7 protein-coding genes and 1 pseudogene are annotated in these 19,293 nt (G+C 48.9%); 3 read left to right on the top strand and 5 right to left on the bottom strand.

The window, feature by feature from the left end:
- The first annotated feature begins 86 nt into the window (after positions 1–86).
- From GJ688_RS12990 to GJ688_RS12980, 3 genes are all read left to right on the top strand, one after another.
- Positions 87–1,040 (top strand): tyrosine-type recombinase/integrase, encoded by a 954-nt coding sequence (locus tag GJ688_RS12990; protein WP_155476988.1) that lies wholly within the window; start codon positions 87–89, stop codon positions 1,038–1,040.
- Positions 1,037–1,927, top strand: coding sequence for a tyrosine-type recombinase/integrase (locus GJ688_RS12985; protein ID WP_170291959.1), 891 nt, complete (start codon positions 1,037–1,039; stop codon positions 1,925–1,927). Before GJ688_RS12990 ends, GJ688_RS12985 begins: the two co-directional genes overlap by 4 nt.
- Positions 1,928–2,085: 158 nt before the next feature.
- Positions 2,086–5,475: a beta strand repeat-containing protein gene (locus GJ688_RS12980; protein ID WP_155476986.1), complete on the top strand. Its 3,390-nt coding sequence runs from the start codon at positions 2,086–2,088 to the stop codon at positions 5,473–5,475.
- A gap of 493 nt (positions 5,476–5,968) precedes the next feature.
- On the opposite strand, the gene GJ688_RS12975 is transcribed toward GJ688_RS12980, so the two are convergent.
- The 5 genes and pseudogenes from GJ688_RS12975 to GJ688_RS20305 all read right to left on the bottom strand — a co-directional run.
- A complete protein-coding gene (locus GJ688_RS12975) occupies positions 5,969–12,301 on the bottom strand; it encodes an S-layer homology domain-containing protein (protein WP_170291958.1) in 6,333 nt (2,110 codons plus the stop codon).
- A gap of 176 nt (positions 12,302–12,477) precedes the next feature.
- Positions 12,478–13,455: an Ig-like domain-containing protein gene (locus GJ688_RS12970; protein WP_170291957.1), complete on the bottom strand. Its 978-nt coding sequence runs from the start codon at positions 13,453–13,455 to the stop codon at positions 12,478–12,480.
- Between the two features lie 232 nt (positions 13,456–13,687).
- Positions 13,688–15,880 carry an Ig-like domain-containing protein gene (locus GJ688_RS12965; RefSeq protein ID WP_155476983.1) on the bottom strand — a complete coding sequence of 731 codons (2,193 nt, stop codon included), beginning with the start codon at positions 15,878–15,880 and terminating at the stop codon, positions 13,688–13,690.
- A 348-nt stretch (positions 15,881–16,228) separates the two neighbouring features.
- Entirely contained in the window at positions 16,229–18,085 is a 1,857-nt protein-coding gene (locus tag GJ688_RS12960) for an Ig-like domain-containing protein (protein ID WP_155476982.1), read from the bottom strand.
- A 323-nt stretch (positions 18,086–18,408) separates the two neighbouring features.
- Positions 18,409–19,293: pseudogene (locus GJ688_RS20305) on the bottom strand (hypothetical protein); the annotation flags it as partial.

Here is a 19,293-nt window from a genome sequence, read left to right as displayed (position 1 = left end):
TACATCTCCCGCCATAAACTTCTATTTAATTGGACAGACTACTGTACTAGATTTTATGGAGCACAAAAAGGAGACGACCAACGGCTATGGCATCACCAAACTACGATCCAGATAAAAGTGCACCGTTTTTTGATTGCTATCGAAAAGATTTTCTCGATTATCTCGAAGTGGAGTTGCACCGCAGCCCTGCCACCATCCTCTCCTATGGCAAAGACCTGCGATACTTCTCCGAGTATTTGCGAAAACAAGGCATCGGCAGCCTCTCGGAGATCACCCTGCCGCTGCTGAAAGACTACATCCAGTACCTATCCGCGAAAAAACGTTACAAACCGCGCAGCCTAGCCCACACCATTGCCACCTTTAAAACCTTTTTCGACTTCCTCGTACTGGAAGAGATCCTCACGGAGAACCCGGCGAAACGGCTGGCCCAACCCCGCATCCCCCATAACCTGCCTCGTTATCTCGACCAGCCTGAGGTTGAACAGCTTATCGAAAGCGTCGATGACGGAAGCATGCGGGGCAAACGGGATCGAGCCATCTTGGCCACTATGTTTTATTCGGGCCTGCGACTGGCTGAAACGGTGGCACTGCAGATGGACGATGTGTCCCTCGAAGAGGGCACCCTCGAAGTACAGCATGGAAAAGGCGATAAATACCGCGTCGTCCCGATCCATCCCAAGCTCCAGGCCATCCTGCGAGACTACCTGGACCATATCCGCCCGGACACATCGTCGCCGTACTTTTTCCCCGGCGTCCGAGGGCATCAACTCGGGAAAAGCACCGTTCGCCTCATCGTATACCGAGCAGCGAAAACGTCCGAGCTGCATAAATCCATCTCCCCCCACGTCCTGCGCCATTCGATCGCCTCGCGGCTCGCTCAGGTCGATGATGTGGACATTCTCGACATCAGCAAATTTCTCGGCCACAGCCGTCTATCGACGACCAAGATCTATCTCCATGCCGATCTCAAACACCTGCGGGAAGCGATTGAACGGCTGCCCGTATTATGGGCGCCACCCCTGCGGCCGATGGCCCGATGAGCACTCCGCGGCTGCAAGACCAGATCGAAGCCTACGGGCGCTACCTGGCCTATGAGCGGCGCCTGAGTCCGAACAGTGTCCGTAAATATCAATACAGCTTAAACCGGCTGCACCGGTTTCTCAAAGGGACTTACTTTTCGGGGTCCGATCCTTCCCTATCGGACGTGCAAACCCTCCATATCCGCCGCTTTATCGCCTACTTATCGAAAGAGTGCCAGTGTGAACGGACGACCCTCGTTTCGTTTATTAAAGATCTGCGAGCTTTTTTTGCGTATGCCCTGGCGGAAGGGCTGATCGTCAAGAACCCGCTCCAGTCAATTGAGCCGCCACGCTTGCCCGAACGGCCGCCGAAGTCGCTTTGCCCGCGGGAACTCGAAAAACTTTTCGCCGCCGTCAACCTCAACCACCGGAGCGGCCAGCGGGACATGATCCTCATTCAAACGCTCTACTATACAGGCCTCCGTGCGAGCGAATTAGCCAGGCTCCAGGTTTTTGACATCAGCCCGCAGTACGACCGCTTATTTATCCGGCAAGGGAAAGGCCAAAAAGATCGCTGCCTCCCTATTCATCCGCAATTGCAAGTCTATTTGAAAGACTATTTAGAAAACCGGAGCGACCCCTCGCCCTACCTGTTCAGTTCCAACCGCGGTAACCCGCTCACCAATTTTCGAATCGCCCACATCATCAAAAAATATGTCCGCCAAGCGGGCCTTTCGGAATCCATCAGCACCCACAGTTTACGGCACAGTTTCGCCACCCACCTGATCCAAAGCGGTGTAAAGATGAACTATGTCTGCGATTTGCTCGGCCATGAGAGCATGGATACGACATCGATCTACGTTCACCGCACCGTTGACGACCTGACGAAGCTGATTGCCAAAATTTAGACCCATGATTGGTTTTTTTTGGTTTGAAAAAATGACAATAAACGTCGATTACTGCCACTTCTACCAATATCAAGGTTGGAGAAACAGCAACTGTAACTGCGACGGCTACACAAGGAGCCACGATTACATACGCCGGTAACAATGATGCCGTTGCGACGGTGGATCCCGTTACCGGCGTTGTTTCAGCTAAAGCAGAAGGTACAATTAAAGTCACCGCGACTGCTTCGCTGAACGGCAAAACTGCCACAAAATCGATCGATCTAAATATCACAAAAGTTGCTGAAAAGATTGCCCCTGTGATCACTACAGTGGCATCCGTAGATGTAACTGCGGATAAGCAAGTCTTTACATTCACTGTAGCTGACGAAGTCGGTGGCAGTGGCGTAGATGCAAATAGCATCGTCGTTAAACAGGGTACCGCCGAACTGAAAGTTACCGCGGTAACCGGTCAAGACAACACCTATCAAGTATCTCTTAACGAGGTAGCCGGTGCAGATCAAACCCTAACCATTGATGCTAAGGATCTTAGCGGAAATGCAGCTACTCAAGCAAAGGTAACCTTAGTAGATAAGGTCAAACCTACTATTAAAAGCGTTCAAGCCCTGAATAACAAGACCCTTCTGGTTACGTTCAGTGAACCCGTTGCCGATTCCGCATTGACTGTTACATCAAAATACGCTCTGTACAATAAAACGAACGGTATCTCGAACAGTTTTGTTACTACATCAGGAGCGAGTGACCTCAATGCAGTAGCAGCCTTTGCAAACACCGAGAAAACTCAGATTAAGTTTATCATTTCTGCAGGTGCCAGCGTAAATGGGTACCCGCTCGGTGGACTCTCCAACGGCGGATATATTTTCTATGCAACAGGTGTAGATGATAAGGCTACTTCTGCGAATACGATTATTGCCTCTTCCCCGACTGAATTTACAGGTACATTAACCCCTGATTCCAGCGCACCTGCATTGTTGTCCTCATCTTTCAACAACGCAAGCGGTGCAGTAACCCTTGTCTTTGATAAGGCAACTACAGGCGCAGCTCCAGCAGATGACAAAGTCTATTTCCAAGTTGGTTCTCAAAAAGTGCTGTTAAAAGCAACCGACTATGACGGTTCGGGAACGAGCACGGCTATTGCAGGAACCAGTACTGTAACATTTACTGTAGAAGCGGCCACATTAAACAGCATCAATGCACTAGGGGCTACCCCACAAATTGTATTAGCTGACGGTGCCTTTACTGATGGTGCGAACACAACTGCTTTGACAACAACAACACCGACAATCGTTACTGGACCGATCCTCTCAGCGGTTACCTATGATGAAAATACCAATACTGCCGTTTACAAGTTCAGTAAAACGATTGATGTCTCAGAAATCACGACCTTTGCGGGCAGTAAGTTCATGCTTGGCGGTGTGGACATCCAAGATGCAAATCTCGTGTTTAATAATACGGGAGACAGCACCGACTTGTCCTTTAAGCTATCTGACGCAAAAGCTCAAGCCGTTGAGACACAACTTCGTCTTGGTACCTTAACCGCTTCTGTCGCTGCGGGTACTGTTAAAGATACCGATGCTACACCAAATTCCAACGTAGCTGCTTCCTCAAGCGCAACTTTAGTAGTCGGAACTTCCTACATTAAAGATACAACGGCTCCAACTTTAACAGCGGTCAAATTTAATAAAGATACCGACGTTGTTGAATTTACCTTTAATGAAAAAGTTAGAAATAACATTGCCGACTTTACTAAAGCCAGCATAGAATTCTACAAGGACGATAACGGAATCGCCGGTCTTCAGACAACGGGCACAACCCCTGACACCAAGATTGCTACCTTCGCAGATACAGATACATTATCTGGAACTGACGATCACGCTATTGATGGCACCGCTGGTTACTTTGTATCGGATGCTACTGGTGCCACGCCCGCTACAGGAAACTCAGAAGTTACTACGATATATGTAAAAGATACCGATGCAACAGGTACCCATAACCTTGATGACTCTTTAGACGCCGCGGTTGCTGCCTCGAAAGATATTTACGTAAATATTCTTGCTGGAGGCTTCAAAGACGCAAACACTACTGCTACAACGGTAGATCAGTCAGCAAAAATGACAGTAGTGACCATTTCTAACGCCGCTGATGTTACTTCTGCTACAACCATCGATGGTGACAATACTACCGATAGCTTAGGTTATATCAATGTAGAGTTCAAAAACGGCTCAGGCGCGGTAGCCGTAGATCCTGCTACTGCCACAGTGAAAGGAAATTATGATCTCTACTTAACCGCCAACCCCTTAAGCAAAGTTGAGATTAATAAGGTTGTCATGAACGCAACTAATACTGTGGCAACGCTGTATCTCAAAAATCCGTTAACGGTTTCTTCTTCCTATAGTTTGAAGACCTCAGGAATTAAGACGGCTACTGGTAAGTCAGGAGATATTACCACAGCGGAAGTAATTACTGCTGCCGCTGACTCAACCACACTGAGCGCTACGCAAGCCCTTGTCTTAACAGACAAAGATGCTTCCGGCACTGTCTCCGCGGGTGATACCATAGCGATAACATTCAACGAGCCAATTAAATTACCGGGTACTTTCACATTGTCCAACCTGACTGTAAGCAACAGCCATACTCTTGGAAATAGTACCTACTCATTGTCTGATGATAGCACCACGCTAACCATTACGGTCGGTTCCACTTCCACCATTGCAGTAGGTGACACGATTACATTCCCGACAACTGTCACAGACTATGCAAACAACGCTTTAGCAAGCGGCGCTGATCAAACCACCAACGCCATGACAGTATCCGGTAACAGTGCACCTACCATTAGTTCCGTTGTCTATGCAGATACAAATGGCGATGGAGTTGTCGGTGTAGACGATACATTGACAATCACCACGAGCCAAAATGTTTACATTAAGACGGGTAAGGTTGCAGCCGATCTTAATAACGAAATCAACATTAATGGACACAACGACCAAGTTAAGTCGGTTTCCATCAACGGTAAAGTATTAACTGTTACTCTGAATGGAAGTGCTAATGCAAGCGACCTTACAGCAGCTAACGTTAAATTCTCCGGTGGAGATGGTGACCTCGTTAACGTATGGGGTACTGCTGCGGCAGATAGCACCGGTGTAACTTTAGCGTACGCTGATACAACCGCACCTACCTTAGCAAATTTGAAATACGATATCTCAGACAAGAAACTTACCTTGGTGTTCAGTGAAGCAGTAAATATCGATTCCGCTACTAACGCTACCGATGTGGCTCGAATGATCTTTGGAAAGTATTCTGTCGATGCTTCCAGCACCAACGGTTCCATTCCTACAACTGACGCTACCTTATCCTCGGATAAGAAAGAAGTATCCATTGTCTTAGGTGGATCTCCTGCTATTGATGCGACTACCGTCTTCACGGTTACAGCGGGTGCATTTGACGCTGACGCTACAGCAGGCACTGACGGCACAAATGAAGTTATCGCCGACGCATCCGGAAACAAGGCTATCCGTGCCAAATCTACGTACACGGCTACTGTAACTGAGTAAGTCTCAGTATTCTTCACAAAACACCCTCAGTCGTAACACTGAGGGTGTTTTCTTACCTCTTAACAATATCCTAAAAAGGAAAAAATCCACTCATTTTAACCAATCGCAGGTATGAGACCTATCTGCCATGGTAGAAGAGTTTTGTATAACTCATGGTAACACGTTTTAACAAGCGCATTGTCTTTTTCATATTTCCTTTTATCGACTTAGGCTTATAGTTAGCTGAAAGCATGAAAGAATATCTCCATCACAAGTAGTGAAAGGGAGGTATGTATCGTGACCCGGTATGACCGCAAAAGCATGGTGCGAAGAAAAGCGGATTGATTATCGAAGTATCTTAATAAAAAGAACCCCCGGTACGACAAGAAACAGTCATGCCGGGGGTTCTTGTGTAAATGCTTCAAACGATCTTTCCTTAGAATCAACTTTTCTGTGACGTTGTTCAAGTTATCGTTACTAACCGAGCAAATCGGCCTTATCCACCGTATAGGCGTCAGTTCGGCATCGGCGTTTTGACATCTACCTTTTTCGGATCAGTGGTGTTGCCATCTACGTTTTGTACAACCACATAAACGTCGTAATCGGTGTTGTCAGCCGGAAGCAATCGAGTAACAAAACCCACTTCTTCATTTTCTGCAATGGTTAGGAATCCATAATCTAGTGCGGGTATACCGAAACTGTCTTTACCAGACAACACCTGCTCAACTGTTGGGGGAGCAGCATCATTGGCTACGACCACATAATATACCGTTCCGCCTGCATCTGCCTGAACACGTATCTCTACCTGTTTACTGCCAGATCCTTGATCTGCTCCGACTTTTGGGTAAGTATCGGCAAAAGCAGGTGCACTAATGTTCGCCGGTACAATGACACAATTATTCACAACCAGTACGCAGGGATTTATAAACAAAGCCGGACGAACAGTTGAAGATTCTGTTGCATATCGCCAAGGCAATGTGCCATCGCTATACACACCCCTGACTAGTCCTGGTTCTAAATTAGCGAGACTGGGCGGAACAGGAGTACGGGTCCAGTAAAACACATCACTTGTCAAATCGCTGATGATACTGTGATATATGTTTTTGTATTCATCGTAACTAATCAAACCAACTCGACAGATGATGGACGCTGAAGACTCATTCTCTTGTTCACCAATAGCCCAAGTATGTGGTTGAATTAAGGCTCTAGATCCGCTGGGTAATTCACTGTAGAAATTATTATTTAAATAGTATGCGATATTGTTTGGGTCGTATGGATCAAAGGTGTTTTTGAGCGAATCTGAAAATGGCCTGTCGTTACCATACGCATTTTTCATAAGCAGATAACCAGTGTTGGGGTTTAAGACAATCCAACTATAACCTGCAAAATTAACTGTACTCCCTGCCGTTAGAGAAGATAGTGGGACTGAGTCCTCGTCTTTTGTCCAATCGCCTGTTTGCGTCCCTTTGTAAGTTCCCGCCCCCCCTGCGACATAGGCATCGCGGAATTTATTGTTAATACCTGTGAGTAGGTTATACCCCACGCTTACACCGGGTCCAATCGTGATGGTTGTCAATTGGTTGTCTTGGAATGCCATATCACCTATTAAAGTGATACTTTCAGGGATAATGATTGAAGTCAAATAGTTCCTTTTGAAAGCCTGAGCACCGATGGTAGTAACACTACTGGGAATAACTACGCTGGTAATCATCGTATTTTCAAAGGCATTATCACCGATCGCTGTAACATTCACTCCCCCGATTCTAGGCGGAATGATTGCATTAACACCTCCGACTGAACTATATTTCGTGATTTTTCCTGTTGCGAAATCAAACGTAAACGGCGAGTTGCTAACGTAAAAACTTTTACTGAATGAAGACATCGCGCTCCAAGCGCCACCACTGAAATTTACATCAAAATTGGCATTTGCATCGCCGACCAGCAATAACGTAAGCTTCTTTTTATTTTCCGAGATCATCGCCGCTTGTACCGACAAGGGTTCGGATTGGATATACACATATTCATCGGGATGCTCCTCTATTTCAGGACTGAAGGTAGAGTTCCCTATGATTGTGAAAGTAAGTGTCAGTGGTGAGCTGTCTGTATAATGAGAAGCTAAAACCTGATCATCGATTAAAACTTGTTCGACGATTAACTGGGTTGATAAGGTGTCCGTATTTGTCGTAAACGTAACCGTATAAGGGCTTTTCTCAGCAACCAACCCTTCTTGTAACCGAATTTTTTTCTCCTGGGTTTCACCATCGTAATGATAATTCACCGTGGGAGTAGGTGTATTTCCGCAGTTGTCTTTTAACGATACGATGGTGGCACCGGTGTTAAGACGATTGGAGCCATCGAAGACAAAAATATCTTTGAAGCCGTTATCTACTGCTTGATACCCTTCGACTAAGGTGTGAGGTTCGAGTGTCAACACTTTCTGTGGATAATTGACTACGCCCAATGGAACGGTACCAATAACGGATTTTTCGCCGTTCCATCCCTGTAATAGGGTTAATTTGAAAGGATTCACACTACTCCATACATCAACGTTTTCGTCCAAGATGTTATTCAGATATTCTCGATCGATCGAAGCGTCAACATAGACAATGGCTTTGCAGCTATCTGCGATTTCCGCGCCTATAGTCGCACCGGTAAGGGTATAACTCGTCGTGTCATCGCTTATAACCAGTTTTGTCGGGTCAATATCGTTGTGACTCCCGTCAAGCTGTACTAAATCAGACCCTTCAAGAACCAGGTAACCCGTGTCATGCTCAAACCTCGCCTGTCTAACCATGGGGTAAGCCCGTATAGCTTCCGTGCAAATTTCCTGATTCAGCACGTTATTGGAAGCGTCTTTTACCGTTCCTGCAGTAACCTTGATTTTATTAAAGCTACCCTTACGGGAAAGAGAGAAATGAATCACTAGACGATTCGCTTCTACAGACACATTGTCACCAGTATAAAGCGGATAGAAGTTCGTGCCGTCTTCGGCTACGGTGATGGCGTTTCTCAATGTATTCGGACTGACCGCAAAAATCGGTTCGTCAAAGGCCAGGGCAATCGTCTGATTGCTATTGCTGATGATAGCCTTTGTATAAACCGGGGCATTCTGATCCGTAGTTGGCGGCGGAGGAGGCGGCGGAACAGGATCACTCGGTACAATCGTCACCGTAACCGGTGCGGCCTTTGGCAATCCCGGCTTGGAAAAAGCGCTTCCCAAAAGGGTTACCGATATGACAGCTCCTTGATCTTGGGGAGCAGTTGCCGCTCCTTGAAGCTCAATGATAATTTGATCCGCACTGCCTGGACGAACGGTAGGGATAAAACCTGACGGTAGCCCTTGGAAGAGAATATCGGCGGCCGATACATCCGGTTTAAGCGAAGCTCCGCTGATAGAGAGGATCCACTGCCGGTCGCTCGATAGGTTTTGATTGCCCACATCGAACTTCATCGTCGCATCGATCGCTGTGACGGTTACCGAACTTTGAGAGGGTAGGATCGTTACGTTGACAGGGCCCGCATCGGTCCCCGTGGCCGGATCTAGGGAGGAGGCCTTCACGATGACAGCCACCTGGGCGGGCTCTGTTAGGGCCTTTTCCAAGGTTCCGTCAACCGTAAGCACAATCTCATCGCCAGTTCCTTTAGCTGCAGTCACCACAAGGCCTGCAGGTAAGCCGGACAAGGCTAGATCCTTAATCGAAAGATCCGCTTTGACAGTACCGTTGGTTACTTTCAGGACCCAGGTATTGTCGGAAGAGACAGTCTGATTCCCTTCGGCTAAGCCGATTTGCCCATCTTGCACTTCCACCAAAATCTTATCGGCTTTCGCAGGCATTAAGGTCACTGTTACCGGTTCTGCATCGTTCATATCCGGTTCTTGAACGGCTGAACCCTTGACGCGAATGGACACGTCTTGGGCCTTTTCAATGGGCGCAGTAAGCGTCCCGGTGACGGTGACGATGATGCGATTGCCGCTTCCCTTGACAGCCGTCACCGTCAAACCTTCCGGAAGCCCCTCCACGTCCAAATCGTCGTTGCTGACAGAGGAGCGAACGGTGCCAAAATCCACAGCGAGCAGCCAGCGATTATTCGTCTTGTCAACGGTGAGATTGCCGGGAGCCATCTGTACCATCGAGGTTTCCGCGTTCACGCGGATCCGATCCGGCAGGGGTTCAATGGCGACAGTGATCGGATCTGCGTCGATATAGTTTTTACCAAGAAAGGCACTCTTGAGCACCGTGACTGTGACAGGCAGCCGTTCCGTAGGGACAGCGGCCATCGTGCCCGACAGGGTGATCGCCAGTTCGTTTCCGTTTCCTTTAGAGACGGTGGCCGTAAGCCCGGCCGGTAAGCCGTCGATGGAGACATCGCTTTTCGACAGTGTCGATTTGACCGTACCGTTGTCCAGTGTAAAGATCCACTGGTTGCGTTTGCTGGCGACCTTGCCGGTTTCGGTGATATAGACCGTATCGGTTTTCGCGGATGCGCCGACTTTCAGAACGGTGGGGACGATCATCACCGTCACCGGTTTAGCGTCCTCCATATTCGGTTCCAGCAAGGCACTCCCTTTGACAGTGAGGGTCACGGAAAGGGGGGTGTAAAAGCTCTCGGTCGCTTCCCCGGTTACGGTGATTTTAATCGTCCCGGCAGAACCTTGGCGCATTTGCCAATTCAGCCCTTCCGGGAGGCCCTCCACGGCCACATCATCCATCGACAAATCGGATTTCAAGGTACCGCTTTCGATGGCGAGAGCCCATTGGTTCGCAGAGGGGTCGGGGGAATTATCTTCATTCCGGATTTTGACCGTGCCGGTGACGACACGGACCGAGACGACTCGCTGGAAAGGCTTCAGCCGTAGCTTAACAGGCAAGCCATCCCCTTTAGGCGAGCGGTTAAAGGCTGACTTCTGAATCGTTACGGTAAAGTCTAAAGCCGTTTGGACCGGTTGAGCCGTCTGCCCGATCAAGGCGAACTCAATCGTTTTATCAGAGGCCTTGCGGGCGGTAAGCGAAAAGCCATCCGGAAGGCCGGACACGCTGATTTGCTCTTCACTAAACCTATCCTTCAAGGTAGTGCCGCTAATATCGACAGTCCAACGGGTCGTCGATTGAGCCTCTGTATTTCCGTCCTTGAGTTGTGCTTCCACATTCACGGGGGACGCCGAAATATCTGGTGTGCTCGTGCCGCCCCCTCCTCCCGGATTTCCCTGGCCTTGTCCCGGAGTGTTCCCTGGAGACTGCGGGCCTGCCGGCGTTCCCGGCGAGGAAAGGCCTTGTATGGCCTGCTGAATGACTTGCGCCTGCGGAGCCGGACCGGGAGGGGCCGGAGGTACGCCCGGCAGGGCAACCGTTGGCGCCGGCGTCAGGGGCCCTGCCGGTGCGATGGGTTCTGGTGCGTTTTGGCCGATCTGATTGGCGGCTTCAGTGAAGAAGCTCTGCTGGTTGAAAAAGCTGGCGACCGCGGCAGGACTGAGCGGTGCCGGGGGAGAGGGAGGCGCATTAGCCGGCACTAAGGTCTCCTGTCCGCCGATAACGGTGGCGATGCCGCCGCTTTTGCTTACGTTCTGAATCGAACCCTCTAAGCATCGAGTCCCGCCGGTTCCGTCCGCCATAGCGTAAGTCTCACCGGACGTTCCTTGAACAGAGGCCACGCCCCAAGGCGTATTCATTTCTAAGCGAGAAGAATCTTGCTCGGCCGTGCGCCACCACTCATCACTTTTGGCAGCACTTTCTGCCGGGTTCGGTTCACCGTCCAAGGCCAAAAGCATTTCCGGCAGGATCCGAGAGCTGGCCCAATAGGTTTGCCCGCGCAAGGCAGTCTTTGTTGGCGCAGGGGCAGTAGTATTGGCACTAGCCTTAAGGAGTTCAGCCACCGAGAAGAAGAGGTCTCCCACAGGCATCTGCAAGACAAGGCGGTCGATAGTGACGCTGGGACGGCCGCCCTTGACGATATAACTTCTTCCTCTGGCCTCGGTGATCGTGATCTTCGTCCCGGTAGTCAGCAACAAGGAAGAACCGTCTTCGCATTCCAATCGGGCCTCTCCACTTATCACTTCCACGGCATCACCGCCTGTGACTGTGAGTGGTTCCTGAGCAGGGACAGCGGCGTCGTGACCCTTCCGGCGCAGGAGGGCTTGTCCTTGGGGAATGAGTTTCATTGCCAAGGGCTGCTGCCGTAACGTAGGAGCGACGGTGAGCAGCTTGGCTAAGGCCTGAGCGATCTGGCCGCGCAAGGCGGGCTCGTCCGGCATAAAGGCATGGCCGGCCCCCTGAGGAGAAAAGAGCCCGGCGGCCACAGCCATTTGGACCGGTCGAGATGCCCAATGACTGGCCGGCACGTCACCAATAGCTGTTGTCGGCACGACCGAAGGGGAGACCGGTTCTAACCGTATCATGACGGCTACCGCTTGGGCGCGAGTCAGCGTTGCCTCCGGCTGAAAATCGCCGTCCTGGAAGCCTTCCATCACACCGGCTTGCTTCATGGCGGCAATGGCGCTGTGCGCCCAGTAGCCGGGGGGCACATCGGTGAAGGGCCGCTCCTCGCCTCCGGCAGGCAGACGACCGGACTGGCGAAGAAGGGTAGCCGCGATCTGGGCCATCTGCCCACGTGTTAAAGGCAACTCCGGATGGAAGGCACCGTCGGGATACCCATGGAGGATATTCCTGTCTGACAGATACCGTACTACTGGATATAAGGAATTCCCCAGCGGGATATCCTTGTACGGAACCGGAGGGTCCGCTGCACTGGCAGACATCGGTAGCACCATAAGGCCAATCAATACAAGTACGATTAGAAGGCATAAGCTGGAATAGAGGGACCTTCTCTGAATCAACTGCGCATGGATCACGGCAACGCCTCCTTGGTTCATATAATTGTTTTCTAATGAACGATTGATTTCCCTATTCGGTTTGTATATACCGGAATCCTCCATAACCTTAGTCGGTAAGTAGGAGATTTTTAGGTGTAAATATTTTAAAATTAAAAAAAACCCCGCTGTTTTGGTTAAGCGGGGTAAGCCTAGAGCTATACATATACTCCGGAATCATCATCATTGGAGACAATTAGATCGAGCGTCGCGGTCACATTGCCGATTTTTGCTGTAATCGTCACATCACCGACCGATTTCGTCGTGACTTTTCCATTAGAATCGACGGTGGCTACCGAAGGATTGCTCGTACTCCAAGTAACCTTCTGATTGGTGCCGCTCAGATCGATTTCATCGCCATTTTCGTCATAGGCGATCACATGAAGATAGACGGTCTGTTTGGGTTCTAGCTCCGTGCCGTCTTCCGGTTCTTCGATTTCCAATTCTTCCACCGTGCTTGAGGAGTTCGGATCGACGACGGTCAGATCCAACGTATTGGACACGTCATCGATTTTCGCTGTAATCGTCACATCACCGGCTCTTTTGGCCTTCACATTTCCTCTCGCATCGACGGCAGCCACATTAGCATCACTAGAAGTCCAAGCGACTTTCTTCTTGCTCTTGCTGAGGTCGACTTCATTTCCGTCTTCGTCGTAAGCAAGGACAGACAAGGTAATCGTCTGATTTACATTTAATTCGGTACCATCCTCTGGCTCCTGGATTTCCAAGGAGTCAATTGCATAAGGGTCTTTGACTTGGACCACTATTTCCGATGATACTTTTCCACAGGTTACAGTGATCGTCGTTTCACCTGCGGAGATCGCCTTAACAAGGCCGTTTTTGGCCACTGTGGCGACTTTGCTGTTTTTAGACTTCCAAGAGAGCCTTGGTTTTTTGATCTCATCGCCGTTCGCGTCGGTCACGGTTGCGACAAGTTGGAGGGTGCTTCCGATCGGTACTATAGGGTCAACGTCATCCTTTGTCGTCACTTCGACGCAACAGGCTACGGCACTTAGCGGTTGAACAACACTCCTTGCCGGTTGATTATCCGGTGTGTTTGCTAAGGCAATTGAAGTGACGGAACAGAACATACTTGTTGACATGATCAATGCCAGCAGTTTCTTGGGTACATTCACCATAGCCCGCCTCCTGTTCAGTTCTTTTGGTAGAAAAGATCAGCCTATACTCTATGTACTGTTTCGTGGATTGCGTAAATCTTCCTGCATATATTCAAAAATTTTACTAGGAGTATCCCTCTTTACAATATAAAGAAACATCCCTTGAGGAATGGCCAAAATACTGAAATGTACTTTTGTGGCAGAAAAAATCCGAAGGGGTGTTCCCTTCGGATAGGTAGAATCAATTCATTTATTTCACTTTCACGGTGACGTTCTTTTTCAGCTTGCCTACGGTGACTGTAATTTTAGCTGTTCCTTTACCGACAGCGCAGATGACCCCATCTTCTACGGTGCACACTTTTTTGTTCGATGTGGAGAACTTGGCTTCATCGGTTACATCGGCTTCTTCTTTATTCGCATAATAGCCGGTTACGGAAATTTCAGCGGTATCACCGACCGCCAGTGTTACGGAAGCGGGATTTACGGAAATCGACTTCACCGTTGCAGTAACGGTGACGGGAACATCGATTTCCTGATCTTCATAATAAACGGCGATGGAAGTTTCGCCTCTAGCCACAGCAGTGACTTTTCCGTTTTTATCGATCGTGACCACATCTTCATCGCCCGATTCGAATGTGCATGATTTGGTCACTTCCGTGATTCTTCCGGTTTCATCGGTGGCTAGCACTTTCAATTGCTGGGCTTTGCCACCGACTTGAATGTTGAGTTCCTCCGGGTTGGTGCTCAGCGTAATATCGCTTGCTGTCGCATTCACAGTAACGGGGATTAGGACTTGACTGCCTTGGTAGCTCGCGGTGATATTCGCATACCCTTCCGCAATAGCCGTTACGTTCCCTTCGGAGACTACAACCACACCATTGTTATCGGAAGACCAATCTGCGTTTTCGGTGACATCCTGCACAACTCCATTGACTTGAGCGGTAAGTTTTACTGAAGTGGTTTCTCCTACACTCATGGTGAGTGAACTCGGCGTCGCCGTTAGGGAAGAACCTGCCTTAACTGTTACCGTACAGGTAGCCAGTTTCCCCTGATATAAGGCCGATACGACTACGGTTCCTGTTTTTAAGGCGGTTACGTTGCCATTGCTATCGACACGAGCGATTTTATTATCGGAAGATGTCCAGCTGGCACCAGTGACCGGTTTTGTTGTACCGTCTTGATATTTCCCGGTTAGCGTTAACTGGGTCGTACCGCCAACGTTCAAGGAAACGTTGAACGGAGCAATCACGATGGATGTCAAATTGGATGATTTGGCAGAAACGGCCACATTTACAACAGCCGAGCAGTTACTGCCATCTTGCGGTGTAAAGGTAATCGTCGCAGTTCCTGCGGCCAGTGGGGTCACCATTAAGTCTGGGGTGACGGACACCACATTCGGATTGCTCACGGTATAGTTTATGTTCTGGTTTGTAGCGTTGCTTGGACTGACGGTAACCTGTAATTGTTGGGGACTATCCCCGACGTTCAAGGACAAGCTGCTCGGGCTGACGGAGATCGCGGTCACCGGTATGCCATCAGAGGATGCTCCGGTGGTAAAGCTATAGTAAAATTCGTCACTTTGATTCCCCGATTGGTCAGTGACAGCCCCTTTTTTCAAAGACAGCATATACTTCGTGTTTGCCTTCAAGTTACCGACGGGAGTTACTAATAAGGTGTTTCCATTTACGGCGGCTGAAGTGGGAAAATCTTCGTAGGTATTGTAATTCCAAATACTGACTAAACCGGTGCCGCGTTTTATCGGTTCGCTATAAGTAATGGTGTGGGTCTGATTTACTTTTACATTGGTAGACCATTTCGGGGGATCGACACTCTGCACGGCCGGCGGCGTCGTATCGCTGCTGCTGCTGTCCATCAGAGCTTCCATAAGGTAAGGTTTGTTAACCAGAGAGGCGGAAGTATCGCCGAACAAGACAATATAGTAGGTGCCCGGCGACAAGGTTTTCGAAATAACCTGCCCAGAAGATGTGGAAGTGGTTACGAGAGAGCCCCAGGCTAAAGAATTATCGTCACCGTCGACGAGTTGTAGAATTAAATGGCTATTTAAATCTGATCCCGCCGTAGCGATTACTGTAAGATTTCCTGATGTAGGCACGTTTACTCTATAGTAATCCAGATCATAATTGGTGCTAAAGGAACCGGAAACGTATTTGTTTAGTACAATGTCATCGGCGAGGGAGATGTTATAGTTGGGTTCACTTTCATAGATATAATCGGAACTGGCTGCAGGGGCTTTTTGCTTTACCGCTTTCGATAAGTTCTCTACCTGGGCCGTATCCGGTGTTACTTCAGCAACCGATTGTTGAGCGGATCGTTGTTTAATCAGTTTTTCATAATCGGATTTTTCATCGGCAAATGCAGGGCTAACTAGGAATAGTCCCAAAATGACGGTGAATAGGCAAATAGACCACTTTTTTACGGACATAATTTCTCCACCCCTTAATAAGTTTTTTGTGGTTTTTAGTACTAAGGCACTTGCGTTTTGACTTTAATCTCCTCTCCTCTAAGCATAGATCCCTCTTGATATGTAACCTCCTTTCACTTCATGTAAAAAATGTATCACCCTGAGATCCTATGTATTGTTTCGTAAGCTGTTTAAAATTTCCTGCCAGTTCTCAAGAATTTTACTGAGGATCATTTCATTTACCTGTATTGGAGAGATTTGCGATTATCTCCTGTATGGGGTATTCAAAAATCCTGTAATAAAAAAGACCCTTCCGGAAACAATGGAATGTTTCCGGAAGGATTTCACAGCTAGTGATCTCTTAATAGATCACTTTACAGTAATCTTTGCTGTTACGGTCTTGCCACCAAAGGTAGCCGTAATCGTAGCTTTTCCCTTTGTTTCGCCAGTGACTAAACCCTTGTCTACAATAACCGCGTTCCCTGTTTTAACTAGCCAAGATGCTTGTTCAGACACATTTTCTGTCGATTTATCTGTATATGTGGCTGTCACCGTCAGCCGACAAGTGTCTCCAACCTTAATCGTCTTACTCGTGGGCGTAAGTTTTAGTTTGCTGACTTTATGATCGCCGGCAACCGTGACAGTAATTGTTTTGGTTTTGCCGCCAAAGGTAGCTGTAACTTTCGCCGTTCCCGCAGCAACCGCTTTGACGTTCCCCTTGTCTACTGTGACCACCCGGGCATCGCTGGAATCCCACCGACAGGCTGGAGAGGAAGTTACATCTACGTTAGAACTATCATCATATTCCGCAGTCGCCGTCAGTTTGAGCGTATCGCCGACATTGAGCTTGACTTTTCCGTCTTCAATCCCCGCACCAGTTAGGTCGAGAGATTCAACGGACGCTGTCTCTCCACCTTTAAGCTTGACCACGTAGATTTTCCGTTCATAACCATCGGGATACCCGGCCGCGATAAAGCCTCCATCTTCGGTTTGCTGGCCCGAAAAAATGTAGTAACTCCCCTTAGTGCTATAATCGGTTTCCCAAATCGGAGTACCGGCTGCATCGGTTTTTACGAACATCGGAGTATATATTCCCGAGTTATTGACGTTATAAGACGTTCCGATCACAACGTAGCCACCATCGTCCGTCTGGACAACAGCTCGGCCTTCATCATAACTGCCCTGGCTAACCGCTTTTTGCCACTCTTGATCCCCTTTTGCAGTCACCTTGAGCAAGTAGGTTTTCCAATTATCCGACTGAAGTTCCGGACTGGCTGTAGTCCCTGTCGCGATATAACCCAGATCGCTAGTTTGTTTTACGTCATAGAGAATTTCATCTTCGCTTTCCCCAAAGGCTTTTTCCTGCCATTCTTCCTTACCGCTCGCGTTCAGCTTGATCAAATATGCGTCCTTTCGTCCAGTTCCGAAAGAGCTTGTATAACCACCCAGGATAAAGCCGTTATCTTCTGTATTGCTCACGGAAAAAACTTCATCATCTTGGGGGCCGCCGTAGTACTTTTCCCAAAGCAGCTCACCATTCGCGTCAGTTCTGACAGCATAAACTTGCCTGTCGCCGTTAGGGCCACAGTTGCTAAAACCAACCGCGAGAAAACCTCCGTCGCTAGATTGAGTGACCGCATATCCTCGATCATCGTAGATTAAGCCATCTTCCGAACCAAAATATTTGATCCATTTTTGAGTTCCCTGAAGATCTGTTCGCAATAAAAAGAGTTGGTTATAAACATCGCTGTTTACATATGTATAACCGGTGATAATGTATCCATCGACTGGGCTGTCTGGGCGTCCGTCTTTCGTCGTCTGTCGTACAGACATAGCCACGTCATATTCAGGTGTGTTATATAATTGCTTCCAGACTTCATTTCCGTGGGCATCGGTTTTGAGGAGATAAACATCATTTTGAGGGTCGCCATCTGCATCTTTTGTCGCGCTTAACGTAGAAGAAGCGATTATGTAGCCGCCATCATCAGTCTGTTGAATACAGGGGTGTGTCTCATCCCCTGAGTTACGGGGTCCTCCATTCGGACGTTGATAGGTACTCTCCCAATCTACGGAAGGCCCGGATTTGATGGGCGTCGCCATGGCACTCATCGCTGTCGTAGAAAGCATGGTAATCGTCAATAGGGAAGTGAGTAGCAGATGTTTCCCTTTCCCCGGCCTCCTAAGGGAGTCATGGCTCGACGGATTGATTGTAAATACCTTTTTCATTAATTCCTTTCCTCCTTTTATAAAAATAATTAATTGGATAACATTGGAGAAAGGTTAGCGGTAGTGGGAACTTCAACGAAGTACTCGACATTGGAGAATAGAAAATTGTTTGAATCATGTTAATTTTACTCAGATAAATTATACCATCCTTATTTTAAGACACAATACATGCCTGAGAAATTTATGAACACTTGACTTGATTACACTGTTCAGTTATGTATAGCCTGCCAACTATATACTATGGTTAGGGTTTTGAACAAGAAAACCGGTTGAGAAATAAGCCTCTCAACCGGTTTTCTTGTTCAATATATCAGATTTAATTTTTAGGATCCGAATTTTACGATAGTCCCAATGGTGATCGTACCGTCCGCGTTAACCGTTACAGCGATCGTTGCCTGATTCGCTAAAGTATCTTCCACCGTAATCGTAGCCGTACCAACACTGACGGAAGTGATGTCGATCATACTGGTGCCCGAGTTGACGGATGCCGTAGCGACGGAAGGTGCATCCGATGTTGCTGTGGTACCTACCAAGCCTAAGGTGGGCACATCGTTCGCCGTGGTGCTATCGGTGGCGGCACTGAAGACGACGGTATATTTGGTGATCGTTCCGACGGTAATCGCTCCATCGGGACCGACGGTCACGGCCATGGTGGCTTGGTGATTCGACGCATCTTCCACCGTAATGGTTGCCGTACCGGCACTGACAGAAGTGATATCGATCTTACCGGTACCGGAATTGACGGCTGCCGTCGCGACGGAGGGCGTACCCGATGTTGCCGTGGTTCCGACTAGGCCTAAGGTGGACATATCGTTGGCGGTGGTGCTGTCGGTGGCAGCACTGAAGACGACAGTGTATTTCGTGATGGTTCCGACGGTAATCGCTCCGTCGGGCCCGACGGTCACGGCGATGGTGGCTTGGTGGTTCGATGCATCTTCCACCGTAATGGTCGCCGTACCGGCACTGACAGAGGTGATGTCGATCTTGCCGGTGCCGGAATTGACGGCTGCCGTCGCGACGGAGGGCGTACCCGATGTTGCCGTGGTTCCGACCAAGCCTAAGGTGGACAGATCGTTGGCGGTGGTGCTGTCGGTAGCGGCGCTGAAGACAACGGTGTATTTGGTGATGGTACCGACGGTAATCGCTCCGTCGGGCCCGACGGTCACGGCGATGGTGGCTTGGTGGTTCGACGCATCTTCGACTGTAAT

Source organism: Heliobacterium mobile (assembly GCF_009720735.1).
Lineage (GTDB): Bacteria > Bacillota > Desulfitobacteriia > Heliobacteriales > Heliobacteriaceae > Heliobacterium > Heliobacterium mobile.
Note: the sequence above shows the minus strand (reverse complement) of the source record. Positions and strands in the feature narration are given on the sequence as shown.

Coding starts and splice junctions, on each gene's coding strand:
- GJ688_RS12985 (WP_170291959.1), top strand. CDS start 1,037: ATGAGCACTCCGCGGCTGCAAGACCAGATCGAAGCCTACGGGCGCTAC.
- GJ688_RS12990 (WP_155476988.1), top strand. CDS start 87: ATGGCATCACCAAACTACGATCCAGATAAAAGTGCACCGTTTTTTGAT.
- GJ688_RS12960 (WP_155476982.1), bottom strand. CDS start 18,085: ATGAAAAAGGTATTTACAATCAATCCGTCGAGCCATGACTCCCTTAGG.
- GJ688_RS12965 (WP_155476983.1), bottom strand. CDS start 15,880: ATGTCCGTAAAAAAGTGGTCTATTTGCCTATTCACCGTCATTTTGGGA.